Annotated in this window: 13 protein-coding genes and 1 tRNA gene; 1 reads left to right on the top strand and 13 read right to left on the bottom strand. The window is 65.1% G+C overall.

From position 1 onward, the window contains the following. Positions 1–82 precede the first annotated feature (82 nt). Positions 83–589 (bottom strand): MarR family winged helix-turn-helix transcriptional regulator, encoded by a 507-nt coding sequence (locus tag ACQZ5K_RS18365; RefSeq protein WP_003520548.1) that lies wholly within the window; start codon positions 587–589, stop codon positions 83–85. Between the two features lie 520 nt (positions 590–1,109). Here ACQZ5K_RS18365 and ACQZ5K_RS18360 point away from each other — a divergent pair. Further along, positions 1,110–1,186, top strand: a tRNA-Arg gene (locus ACQZ5K_RS18360). Here ACQZ5K_RS18360 and ACQZ5K_RS18355 read toward each other — a convergent pair. The 12 genes from ACQZ5K_RS18355 to trbE all read right to left on the bottom strand — a co-directional run bounded on the left by ACQZ5K_RS18355 (position 1,157) and on the right by trbE (position 11,896). Then, positions 1,157–2,812 carry a recombinase family protein gene (locus ACQZ5K_RS18355; RefSeq protein ID WP_448741061.1) on the bottom strand — a complete coding sequence of 552 codons (1,656 nt, stop codon included), beginning with the start codon at positions 2,810–2,812 and terminating at the stop codon, positions 1,157–1,159. The genes ACQZ5K_RS18360 and ACQZ5K_RS18355 overlap by 30 nt on opposite strands. After that, positions 2,809–3,198 carry an HVO_A0114 family putative DNA-binding protein gene (locus ACQZ5K_RS18350; protein ID WP_092715048.1) on the bottom strand — a complete coding sequence of 130 codons (390 nt, stop codon included), beginning with the start codon at positions 3,196–3,198 and terminating at the stop codon, positions 2,809–2,811. The genes ACQZ5K_RS18355 and ACQZ5K_RS18350 overlap by 4 nt, the downstream gene beginning before the upstream one ends. Continuing rightward, complete coding sequence (locus tag ACQZ5K_RS18345; protein ID WP_448741060.1) at positions 3,195–3,548, bottom strand: toxin-antitoxin system TumE family protein; 354 nt, start codon at positions 3,546–3,548, stop codon at positions 3,195–3,197. Before ACQZ5K_RS18345 ends, ACQZ5K_RS18350 begins: the two co-directional genes overlap by 4 nt. Next, entirely contained in the window at positions 3,545–3,868 is a 324-nt protein-coding gene (locus ACQZ5K_RS18340; protein ID WP_092715213.1) for a hypothetical protein, read from the bottom strand. The genes ACQZ5K_RS18345 and ACQZ5K_RS18340 overlap by 4 nt, the downstream gene beginning before the upstream one ends. Positions 3,869–4,021: 153 nt before the next feature. Beyond that, a complete protein-coding gene (locus ACQZ5K_RS18335; RefSeq protein ID WP_092715050.1) occupies positions 4,022–4,237 on the bottom strand; it encodes a DUF2274 domain-containing protein in 216 nt (71 codons plus the stop codon). Positions 4,238–4,239: 2 nt separating this feature from the next. Then, positions 4,240–5,385 (bottom strand): TrbI/VirB10 family protein, encoded by a 1,146-nt coding sequence (locus ACQZ5K_RS18330; protein ID WP_448741059.1) that lies wholly within the window; start codon positions 5,383–5,385, stop codon positions 4,240–4,242. Beyond that, the gene (gene trbG / locus ACQZ5K_RS18325; protein WP_448741058.1) at positions 5,382–6,338 is read right to left on the bottom strand and encodes a P-type conjugative transfer protein TrbG; all 957 of its coding nucleotides are present in this window, start codon (positions 6,336–6,338) and stop codon (positions 5,382–5,384) included. Before trbG ends, ACQZ5K_RS18330 begins: the two co-directional genes overlap by 4 nt. Next, positions 6,335–7,024, bottom strand: a complete 690-nt coding sequence (gene trbF / locus ACQZ5K_RS18320; protein ID WP_448741057.1) for a conjugal transfer protein TrbF — start codon at positions 7,022–7,024, stop codon at positions 6,335–6,337. The genes trbG and trbF overlap by 4 nt, the downstream gene beginning before the upstream one ends. Beyond that, positions 7,021–8,385, bottom strand: a complete 1,365-nt coding sequence (gene trbL, locus ACQZ5K_RS18315) for a P-type conjugative transfer protein TrbL (RefSeq protein WP_448741056.1) — start codon at positions 8,383–8,385, stop codon at positions 7,021–7,023. The genes trbF and trbL overlap by 4 nt, the downstream gene beginning before the upstream one ends. A 3-nt stretch (positions 8,386–8,388) precedes the next feature. Then, entirely contained in the window at positions 8,389–8,667 is a 279-nt protein-coding gene (gene trbK-alt / locus ACQZ5K_RS18310) for a putative entry exclusion protein TrbK-alt (protein ID WP_448741055.1), read from the bottom strand. A gap of 20 nt (positions 8,668–8,687) precedes the next feature. After that, positions 8,688–9,455 carry a P-type conjugative transfer protein TrbJ gene (gene trbJ / locus ACQZ5K_RS18305; RefSeq protein ID WP_448741054.1) on the bottom strand — a complete coding sequence of 256 codons (768 nt, stop codon included), beginning with the start codon at positions 9,453–9,455 and terminating at the stop codon, positions 8,688–8,690. A gap of 2 nt (positions 9,456–9,457) precedes the next feature. Beyond that, positions 9,458–11,896, bottom strand: coding sequence for a conjugal transfer protein TrbE (trbE, locus tag ACQZ5K_RS18300; protein ID WP_448741053.1), 2,439 nt, complete (start codon positions 11,894–11,896; stop codon positions 9,458–9,460). Positions 11,897–11,910: the final 14 nt, after the last annotated feature.

Genomic DNA, 11,910 nt, shown 5'->3' with positions numbered 1-11,910 from the left:
GCAATGGGAAGACGGGAACACCTGCGTCACAGGCAGCACCCTGCGGCGACCTGCGCCTGGATTGCCCCGCTCTCGCCGAAGGTCAGTCGCGCAGGCGTCCGAGCAGCGCCAGAAGCTGATCGCGGGCCTTCTTGCCGCCGATCCTGTCGATCAGCTTTTCCTCACGATCCCGCCAGGTGTTGGAAAGCCGGTCGAGAAGGCTGCTGCCCTCCTCCGTCATGTCGAGGAAATGAACGCGCCTGTCCTCTTCCGATTTGCGGCGGACGAGCAGTCCCTTCTCTTCCATGCTGTCGACGATGGCGACGAAATTGGCGCGCTGTATGCCGAGCGCTTCCGCCACATCGCTCTGCTTGAGACCCGGATTGCCGCCGACGATGACGAGAACGGAAAAATCGGCCGGCCGCAATCCCTGCTCCGCCAGCACATCGGCAAAACCGTTTGCCACGGCAAGTTGCGAGTGTCGCAAATGATAGCTGATCGCAGTCGTCAGCAACCCATAGTCGATAGCCGTGATATGCGCCGCTTCCGCGCTGCCGCTTTCGGCCTTTTCCGTCCGCGGCCCGTTGCTGTGTGCCAATCGCAAAGCCATCCGATCCCCCGCCTGATTCGTTCCTTTACCTTGTCGAAATCATAACCGACAACGTCACGAAACTGTATCCCAAATAAATGTAGATGATACTAATATTGTATAATAATTTGACAGTTAATCGTCGGCAAAGCAAACCCCGACTCCGGATCCCCACCCGGCGAACGAAAAAAGTATGACTATTTACCCGCCAATTTTGAGGGGATAAAATCGCACGCCGCACCATATTTGAAAGGCGTTGCCCTCATCCGAGCGCCTCTTCGTGAAAGCGGCAAAACAGCGGTCCGACCCGGCAATAACATACTACTTATAAGGGAAACCCTATTCCGGCAAAAAGACAATACGTCAAACGACGCATCGCCCTGTCGCCGCACAAAGGCCCCCGGCCACCCCAAAACAGGCCCCGCGCCCCACCCCGCCCAAAAACAGACAACGTTTCGCAAATCTTTGATTTTTAGACATTGATGCGAAAACAAAGCTGGGGTATGAACCAACCGCTGCACGCGATTCAAGCGTGACCGCTGCACCCGTAGCTCAGCTGGATAGAGTGTTGGATTCCGATTCCAAAGGTCACAGGTTCGAATCCTGTCGGGTGCGCCATTTCAGTACAGAACTGCGAACCGCAAACGCCGCCGATTCCCCGCTCGAAGCGGCGACGAGGCTTTGAAGCAGGTCCGATTTCCTCCCCATGATGCGAACCTCGTCATCGGCGACCTCAACGCGCTGGGCAAAGGCGCGCAGGTGGTCCCGCCGATAGCCGCCTCCTTCGATCCGCAGACTGCTGCGTGCGGTTTCCGAAAGCGCGTCGATCATGTCTGGCGTAACGGCCCGGTGCCCGGAGCTGTCAAGTGTCGCCCGTATCCGCTCGGCGTCCGCCGCCGCCTGATCGCGGATCGCTTTGAGATTGGCGATCCGGTCCTTCAGTCCCATGTCGTCCAGCGCGGCCACACCCGTTTCGATCGCATCGTAGAGCCGACCCAATCGCTGATCCGTCTCGGTGATTCGCCGATTTAAATCAGCTAGGTGTTCGCGCCGGCGTTCGGCTCGTTCCTGCCGGCGATCGAGAAGGCTCGACAGGATCGTCTCCAACCGCTTCGGTTGGAGAAGGCGCTCTTCAAGATGGCGCTCGACCAGATGATCGAGCTTATCCATTCGGATCGAACGCCCTTCGCAGCCGACCTTGCCTTGCCGCGCTTTGGTCGAGCAGGTGTAATAGGTGTACTGCCCGCCATTGCCCTTGCCGGTGCGCAGCGTCATCGCACCGCCGCACTTCGCGCAGAAGCAGATGCCGGTGAGCAGCGTCGGACCACTCGTAACTCGTGCGGGCACCAACATCGGATTGCGCGATTTGAGACGCGCCTGAACGGCGTCGAACGTCTCCCTCTCTATCAGCGGCGGCACTGCCATGATCGAGACCTCGTTCTCCGGCTTCCTCTCGCGGTTCTTGAAAGAGCGTGTGTTGAATCGGTGCTCGCCGATATAGGTCGTGCGGGTCAGGATCGCGTGGATTTGCGCCAGGCCCCATTTCCCGCCGTCACGGGTGAACATGCGGCGTTCGTTGAGATAGGTCGCAATGGCCTTGACGCCCTTCGGGCCAGACGTACCGCCGCCTTCGAGGAACAGGCGATAAATGAGCCTGACCGTTTCCGCGTGCAGCGGATCGATCTCCAGCTTCTTCTTGATCTTCGATCCACGCTGCTCGGCCGCGACGACGCGATAGCCAATGGGCGGTCGCGCGCCGTTCCAGAAACCCTGACGGGCGTTCTCGTTCATGGCGCGCAGGACGTGCTTGGCGTTCTCCTTCGATTGGTACTCGTCGAACAGGGCCATGATCTGCCGCATCATGACGTGCATGGGATCGTCACCCATCTCCTGCGTGATGGAGACGAGCTTGACGCCATTCTTCGCCAGCTTCCTGACATAGAATTCCAGCTCGAAGTGATCGCGGAAGAAGCGCGAGAAACTGTGAACCACGACGACATCGAACGGCGCAGGCTTCGATGTGCCGGCTTCGATCATGCGCTGGAATTCCGGGCGGCGGTCATTGGTGGCGGAAGCTCCAGCCTCCACGAAGGTTTCGACAAGCTGGTATCCACGCGAAGCACAATAGGTTTCACCCTGCTTACGCTGATCCGGGATCGACACGTCATGCTCGGCCTGCCGCGTCGTCGAGACGCGCAGATAGAGCGCCGCGCGCTGCACGATATGCGGACTTTGAATGTTCATGGGCGGCCTCCCTTCGCTTCGCGCCGTTCGAGCAAGGGCAGTTCCAGGGCCACCCGATCGTGCAATACCTTCGGCATGATCTTCCGGCCTTTGCCAGGCTCCATACTGACGAGACCGTAGCCCGCCATGGTCTTGAGGGTTCGAGACAGGCTCGACTTCGCCCGCCCGGTGATCTGCGACAGCTCCTCCAGCGAACCGGGTGCTTGCTCGTCGATGACGCGCAGCAGTTCGCGATTTCCGCTGGAGAGCACCTGCGCGAAAGATTCAGTGGAGGTGAACCACACCTTCGGATCGTCCGCCGCCGACTTTTCCTCGCCGCGCGCGATCCGCATGGTGCGGGCCTTCATCTCGTCGTAGTCGGCAATCCCGACTTTCAAGGTGGTCATAACACGCCTCGCTCCTTCAACACCGCGTCCACCGCCTGCCAGAAGTCGGCCAGTAGCGTGGCCGCGTCCTCCCAGGCGTATGGCTTCACGGTCTGGAGGCGGTGGCGATGGTCCATCGGCTCTCCCCTTCTGCCCCGGCCGACCGGATGGGCGTTGTCAAAGCCGACCAGCCGTTCGCCCGAAGGCCCGTGAAGCGTGAGCGAGTAATCGAGGCCTTGCGGCTTTTCCGGTGAGACCGGAATGCGGGTGACGACGAACTTCACCCAATGACCGCCCTCGGGATCGACAACAAGCACCTGACCGTCAAGGTCCAGTAGCGTGTCGAGGCTCGGGTCACGATCCTCGCTCATGGCTTGTTGTTAACATCTGATGTTAACTTATTCAAGCCCTCATTACCTTCGGCATCAAGGGGGCCGAACAGCCGGTCGAGAACATCGCCGAAATAGCGCTCGAAAATGTCCACCTCGGCTTCGGTGACCGGCACACGCTCCGGCCAATCGTCGATGACGGGCAGCTTCTCGACATCGAAAGTGCCAGACCACGGGTTGCGGCGGCGTGGCGCGCGCGACGGCGCGAGATCGTCGCCATAATTGTAAAGGTCGTCAGGAAGTGCTTGCGGGGCTGGCCGTTGTGGCCGCCCCCTGCGGGCGCGGGAATCTTGCGCGGACATTGAATCCTCCGTGGTTCGCGATTGAAAACCGAGCGTCAGGAGGCCCGGATTTATGCGAAGCATGGAGGGAGATCGGCGGCCGGTAGCGTGCCGCATTTGCGCTCGCGCGCCAGCGGCACCCCTGCATAGAAAGCAGGGGGCCGCGGCGGCGGATCAGCTTGGCGTCCGCCGTGCTTTCGCAAAGCCGCGATCGGTGGCGATGAAGCGCTCCAGCATCGGCACGATCAGCTTGGCCGGCTCGATCGGTGCGCCACCTTCGGCCAGGAGGCGACCGTATTCGATCAGGTCGCGGTGGAGTGCGGCGGGCAGCTCCAGCGCGATCCTGACGGGCTTGTCGTCAGCGATGGGACCGAGTTTCAGCTTGGTCATGGTCAGCTCCTATAGGGCTCGAACACGATGTCGCGCGTGACGATGACCCTGACCGGGAAACCGGGCCGGATGGTCAGCGTGGGTGCGACCTGCAACTGTCGTTGGATGATCTGCTGACCGGCCTGGTTGACCGTATCCTGTGCGCCGTCTCGGATGGCGCGGATCAGGCGGTCATTGTCGTCGGTGGCGAGTTCCGCGCCGACGCCGAGCAGGGTCGAGAGCGCAGCGGCCTTGGCGAGGTCCCACCAGTGATAATCGACGCCATCCTCAAGGCCGGCGTACCCTTGCGTGTCGGCGCCGGGCTGGCGCTCGAGAACGATCGAGCGGCCATTCGGCATGATGAGCCGGTTCCAGACAAGCAGCACGCGGCGCTGTCCGAACTGCACGTTGTTGTCATACTGGCCGATCAGGCGCGTGCCCTGCGGCACGAGCAGGATACGCCCGGTCGGGCTGTCGTAGATGTTCTCCGTGACCTGCGCAGTGATCTGGCCGGGAAGATCGGAACGGATGCCGGTGATGAGCGCCGCCGAGATGACGGCGCCGGCCTGAAGCACGAAGGGCGAAGCCGGCGGCGTGACGCGATCGGGCGTGACGGTGCGGCGGTCGGCCGCCGCGTTGAGGAAAGCGAACTGCTTGTCCTGTCCGGTGGCGGGCTGGCCCGCTGCGCCGGCCAAGTCGAGGCCCGCGAGACCGGGCATCGCGCCGGATGGCGTGGCGGCTGTCGAGCCCTGCCGCGACTGGAAGAAGACGGTGCTGAGACGGGCGGCCTCTTCCTCGGCGCGGCGTCGCTGTTCGGCCTCGCTGACGCCGGGCGTCGGAACCGCGGGTGTCACGACGGGCTGGCCGTTGTTCTGGGCGTCGAGGATCGGTCGGCCGAGATCGCCGGGCAGCGCCGGTCCCAAGACCGGGCCAGTATAGTCCTTCGGCAATCCGGCGAGACCATCGGCGGTCTGGCGGTTGTTGGTCGAATAAAGCTCCTCGCCGCCATCGCCGGGCGCGCGGGTCTGGAGCGCGTAGATCAGCGATCCGCCGATGCCGACCAGGGCGACGGCGGCGACGCTGGCGAGCATCTTGCGCGACAGGCGGGTGACGCGCGGCGGCTCGCTGCGCAGGCGCATGGGTTCGGCGTTGGTTTCGGCTTCGGTCATGATTGCGGCCTCCCGTCGGTGCGGACGATCCTGACGGTCTGCTGGCGGTCGCCGGCGCCAAGGCGCAGCTCGGCCGCGCCGAACAGACGATCGACGATCAGGATGTGTTGATAGATGCGGCTGTTGACGATCTGGGTTTCGCCATTGGGGCCGAGGACGAAGATCGGCGGCATCTCGCCCTGCACGATCCCGCGCGGGAACTCGACATAGACGCGGCGGCCATCGTCATAGACGGCGAGCGGCTTCCATGGCGGATTGTCGCCGGTGAGGCCGTAGCGATAGTTGCGCGACGCGACAGCCGGAATGACCGGTGTTGCCGGAAGGGCTTGGCTCCCGCCGCCTGCCGGCTGCGGATAGGCCCAGGCGACGGCGGGCATATAGGGCTTCTCGCCCGAACGCAGCTCGATCATGTAGGTGCGCTTGTCGGTTGTGATGACGAGATTGGTGGTGATGTCGGCGCGCGAGGGCTTCACCAGCACCAAGACGCGGCGGCCGACGCCGGAGCCGGATTCGGTATCGCCGATGATCCAGCGGGCGGTGTCGCCCGCCGCGATCGGCCCGGAGCCGGTCAGGCTCTCGCCCGGTTCGAGCGCGATGCTCGTGATCTGGCCGGGTGCGGCATAGACCTGATAGAGCGCGCCTTCAGACCACGGATAGACCTGGATGGCGTTGTAATAGCCCTCGCGGCGCGGCTGCACGCGTGCGGCGGCATTGGCGTTCTCGACGCGCCCCGTGGGCGTGCCGGCGGTCTCGCCGCCGCGCGCGACGGTCCAGGCCGGCGGCGCGTGGAGCGGCTTGGGGCTCTCGTCCGTGACAGTGACGGGCACGACGGGCAGCGGCGGCACACTGGCGTCGTAGTTGATCTCGGGCGGCTTGAAGGTCGCGCAGCCGGCGAGTGCCGAAGCGGACAGCAAAAGGGCGATGGCGGCAGGCGTGCGGAAAGTGCTCCTCATTGGCCCATCTCCCGCGACCAATTGATGGCGTTGACGTAGATGCCGAGCGGATTAGCTTTCAGCCGCTCCGTGTCTCGGGGCGGCTGGACGGCGATGGTCAAGATCGCCGTCCATCGCTCCGTCGCGGCGAGCACGCCGTTCTCGAAGCGCCGTTCCGTCCAGGCGACGCGGAACGAATCCGGCGATGCGCGGATGACGCTGGAGACGTCGACGGCGATCTGCTGCTTGCCGACCTTGGCGAAGGGATCGTTGGTGCGGGCATAGTCGTTGAGCGCGCCCGCGCCGCGATCGGTGGTCCAGTCATAGGCGCGAAGCCAGTTCTGCCGGACGATGATCGGATCGGCGGGAATGCTCCTGACCTGCTCGATGAAGCGGGCGAGATGCCATGCGATTTGCGGATCGGTCGGGCGGAAGTCCGCCGTGGCCGGCGCGATCGCTTGCGCCTGGCCGAGCTTGTCGACCTGTACCACCCACGGCACGACGGTCCCACGCGCGGACTGGATCACCAGCGCGCCCGCGAAGCCCGCCGAAAGGATCAGCGCGCCGAAGGCCATATAGCGCCAGTTCCTGGCCTGCACACGGGCCGAGCCGATGCGCTCGTCCCAGACCTGGGCGGCCTTCTGATAAGGCGTTTCGGGTTGGACTGTCTTGCCGTAATGCGCGGCGGGTCGTCTGAAGAGGTTCATGAGCGGTCGCTTTCAGAGAGGTTGATGGAAGAACCGGAGCCGTGGCTGTCGCCGGAGCGGACGGCATGAGCGGCAGCGCTGACGCCGTGGCTGACCGTCTGGCCGCGCTTCATGCGCTTGGCCCAATCGGGCGGCGTGCCGTCCGTAGTGGCCGATGGCGTGGGTGCGGCAGCGGCAGCTTCGCCGCCGACCGTGCCCATGGTCGAAGAGCCGCCGGTTGCGCCGAATCCGGCTTTTGCGCCGTCGCTGAAGCTGGATTTGAGGCTGGCGGTCGCACGGCGAAGCGGCGACATGGCCGCATTGCCCGCTGCGCTGCCGGCTGCGCGTCCGACGCCGCCGAGGCCCGATGCGACGCCGGAAGCGCCGGACTTGCCGAGCGAGCCGAGGCTGTAGGCGGCGGATGCGGCGCCCGCCGCGGTCGCGCCGCCGCGTGCGGCCGCTGCGCCACCGGAGAGCAAGGCGGTGCCCCCCTTGGCGGCGAGCATCGCGCCGCCGCCTGCGGCCATGGCCGCGCCGCCGACTGCAAGGCCGGTGCCGACCGCTGCGCCCGCGCCAAGCTGCGGACCGCCGGAGACGAGGCCGTTGGCGATGCCAGGGCCGAAGATGCCGAGACCGACCAGCGAGAGCGCGGCGAGCACCACGGCCATGGCGTCGTCGATGCTCGGGGTCTTGCCGCCGAAGCCTTGGGTGAACTGGCTGAACAGCGTCGAGCCGATGCCGATGATGACGGTGAGCACCAGAACCTTGATGCCGCTGGAGATGACGTTGCCGAGCACCTTTTCGGCCATGAAGGAGGTCTTGCCGAACAGGCCGAACGGGATCAGCACGAAGCCCGCCAGCGTTGCCAATTTGAACTCGATCAGGGTGACGAAGAGCTGGATGGCGAGGATGAAGAAGGCGAGGATCACCAGCGCCCAGGCGAAGAGCAGGCACGCGATCTGGATGAAGTTCTCGAAGAAGGCGACCCAGCCCATCAGGTCGGAAATGGATTCGAGCAGCGGCCGGGCGGCGTCGAGGCCGGTCTGTGCGACCTTGCCGGGGCGGAGCAGATCGGTGGTCGAAAAGCCGGTGCCGCTGGCCTTGAGGCCAAGGCCGGCGAAGCTGTCGAAGACGATCTTCGCCAGGTTGTTCCAGTTGCCGATCAGGTAGGCGAAGATGCCAACGAACAGCGTCTTCTTGACGAGCCGTGCCATAATGTCGTCATCGGCGGCCCAGGACCAGAAGAGCGCGGCCAGGGTCACGTCGATGACGATCAGCGTCGTGGCGATGAAGGCCACTTCGCCGGACAGGAGGCCGAAGCCCGAGTCGATGTAGCGGGTGAAGGTTCCGAGGAAGTTGTCGATGACGCCCGCGCCGCCCATGGCTCACCGCCCTTCCGGTGCGGCCGGCGCGGGCGCGCGGCCAAGGAAGCGGTCGCGGGTCTCGGACCAGACGCGCAGGCAATCGGCGTCGTCGGCCGCTTTCTGGCCGAGCCCCTGGCAACGGCGCTGGCCTTCACGCAGCGGATCGCGGTCGGGTTGGTGAAGAGCAGCCGGCGAAGATGCCGGCGCGTCCTCCTTGCGGGTCATCTGGATGGCCGTCGCCGTGATGGCGAGAGCGACGAACACGATAGCGCCGAGGCGGGCCAGCATCTTGCCGTCCATAGGAATACTCCTTCTGGCGGTTACTTGCCGCTGTTGAACATCTGCGCGTTGCCGGGCTGATAGCCGGCGCCGGGCGTCAGGAAGCGGCGGCGCTGTTCACGCCCTTGTTCGGCGGCGGCGGTGCGTTCCGCATCGGTCAGCGCGCTCGCCCGGCCATTGGCCGAGACGACCGCGACGAGATCGGAAAGCTGTTGCGACTGAAGCGCGAGGAGCTGGTTGCCGGCCTGCGTCGCCTGAAGCGCACCAGTCGCGCTCTGGCTCTGGCTGACGAGCGCCGACATCTGCGTGCGATTGCTGTCGATGTTGCCGACGACGCCGGCCTGCACGCGCATCGCGTCCTGCAAACCGCCGACCGTGTTCTTCCAGCGGTCGCGGGCATTGGCGACGAGCTGCTGATCGGAAGCCGAGAGCGAGACGTTCCCGTATTTCTGTTGGAACATCTGGTCGATCTGCTGGACGTTGAAGGCGATGCCCTGCGCCTGTTGCAAAAGCTGCTGCGTCTTCTGGACGGACTGCTGAATCTGCTGGAGTGCGGAGAACGGCAGGCTGGCGAGATTTTTCGCCTGATTGATGAGCATCTGCGCTTCGTTCTGAAGCGAGGTGATCTGGTGGGTGATCTGCTCCAGCGTGCGCGCGGCGGTCAGGACGTTTTGCGCATAGTTGGAGGGATCGAAGACGATGATGGCGTGCGCGGGCGTCGCCACCATCGGCGAGAGCGCGAGCGGCGCGGCCGCCAGCATGGTTGCGGCGAGCGCCATGGCGCGCGAGCGGAAACGACGGATAATCATGGTCAGGACTCCTTTGCTGCGGTGGAAAAAGTCGGGATGAGGTCGGCCGCCCATCCGGCGTCGCGGGCGCGGAGCCACGCGGCGAGGAAGCCTTCGCGGCCGTGTTCGGCGACGAGGTTGGCGATCAGCGTCTGGTCGAATTTCGAGGAGGCGGCGCAGAGCGCGAGGCCGACTTCGGACAGGCCCAGCTCGAACAGGCGATTGCCGCGCCGCGACTGGCAATAGTAATCCCGCTTGGGCGTCGCCCGCGCCAGGATTTCGATCTGGCGATCGTTGAGCCCGAAGCGGCGATAGATGGCCGTGATCTGCGGCTCGATCGCGCGTTCGTTCGGCAGCAAAAGCCGCGTCGGGCAGCTTTCGATGATGGCCGGTGCGATGCTCGAATTGTCGATGTCGCTGAGCGACTGTGTGGCGAAGATGACGGACGCGTTCTTCTTGCGCAGCGTCTTCAGCCATTCGCGGAGCTGGCCGGCGAAGCTGTCATCATCGAGAGCGAGCCAGCCTTCGTCGATGATGAGCAGCGTAGGGCGGCCGTCGAGCCGGTCGCCGATCCGGTGGAAGAGATAGGCGAGCACGGCGGGCGCGGCCCCTGTGCCGACCAGCCCCTCGATCTCGAACGCCTGCACGTCGGCGCTGCCCAGATGTTCGGCCTCGGCATCGAGCAGCCGGCCATAGGCCCCGCCGACGCAATAGGGCCGGAGCGCCTGCTTGATGTCGTTGGACTGGAGCAGGACGACGAAGCCGGTGATGGTGCGTTCTTCGACTGGCGCGGACGCGAGCGAGGTCAGTGCCGTCCAGACATGCTCCTTCGCCTCGGGCGTGATCGTGATGCCCTCGCGCATCAGGATCGCCACGATCCAGTCGGCCGCCCAGGCGCGTTCGTAGGAGTCGTGGATGCGGGCGAGCGGCTGGAGCGAGACGGAAGCGTCGGAGCCTTCGGTGAGACCGCCGCCGAGATCGTGCCAGTCGCCGCCCATAGCGAGCGCGGCGGCGCGGATCGAACCGCCGAAGTCGAAGGCGAAGACCTGGGAGCGTTCGTAGCGCCGGAACTGCAACGCCATGAGCGCGAGCAGCACGGACTTGCCCGCGCCGGTCGGGCCGACGACCAGCGTATGGCCGACGTCGCCGACATGAAGGGATAACCGGAACGGGGTCGAGCCTTCGGTCTTGCCGTAAAGCAAGGGGGGCGCACCGAAATGCTCGTCCCGTTCCGGCCCCGCCCACACCGCCGAAAGCGGGATCATGTGGGCGAGATTCAAAGTGCTAATGGGCGGCTGGCGGACGTTGGCGTAGGCATGGCCGGGCAAGCTGCCGAGCCAGGCATCGACCGCGTTGACGGTCTCGACCATGGCCGTGAAGTCGCGGCCCTGGATAACCTTCTCTACCAGCCGCAATTTCTCGTCGGCGATACGCGGGTCGGCATCCCAGACGGTGATGGTGGCCGTGACATAGGCCATGCCGGCGACATCCGCGCCAAGCTCCTGCAAGGCTATGTCGGCGTCGGCCGCCTTGTTGGCCGCGTCGGTATCCACGAGGGCGGATGCCTCGTTGGTCATAACTTCCTTGAGGATCGCGGCGATCGACTTGCGCTTGGCGAACCACTGGCGACGGATCTTGGTGAGGAGCTTGGTCGCGTCGGTCTTGTCGAGCAGGATCGCGCGGGTGGACCAGCGATACGGGAATGCGAGCCGGTTGAGATCGTCGAGCAGGCCGGGCGTCGTCGCGGTCGGAAAGCCGATGATGGTGAGGACGCGCAGATGCTCCGGCCCCAGGCGCGGCTGCAGCCCGCCGGTCAGCGGCTGATCGGCGAGCAGCGCATCGAGATAGATCGGCGTCTCGGGCACGCGGACGCGGTGCCGGTTGGTCGAGACGGTCGAGTGCAGATAGGTCAGCGTCTCGCTGTCATCGAGCCACGCGCATTCGGGCATGAAGCCGTCGAGCAGAGCCAGCACGCGGTCGGTGCGATCGCTGAAGCCGCGCAGGATCTCATGCGGATCGACGCCGCTACGTTCGCGGCCCTCGTAGAGCCAGGTCTCGGCGCGCGCGGCTTCTTCGGCCGGTGGCAGATAAAGGAAGGTCAGATAGTAGCCGGAGACGAAATGCGCGCCGGCCTCCTCGAAATCGGCCTTGCGTTCGGCGTCGACCAGGCCGGACGCCGGATCGGGAAGCACGCTGTCGGGATAGGTCGCGGCCTCGTGGCGCTGCGCCTCGACGAAGATCGACCAGCCGGAGCCGAGGCGGCGGAAGGCGTTGTTGATGCGGCCGGCGACGGCGACCAGCTCGGCGGCGACGGCGCTGTCGAGATCAGGACCGCGAAAGCGCGCGGTGCGCTGGAAGCTGCCGTCCTTGTTGAGCACGACGCCCTCAGTGGCGAGCGCGACCCAGGGCAGATAGTCGGCAAGGCGTGAAGCCGAGCGGCGATATTCGGCGAGGTTCATCATGGGGTGCGCCTCCT

The sequence above is a fragment of the Agrobacterium sp. 22-226-1 genome, from assembly GCF_053522345.1.
The sequence above is the reverse complement of the archived record's forward strand: the minus strand, read 5'-3'. Positions and strand labels throughout refer to the sequence as shown.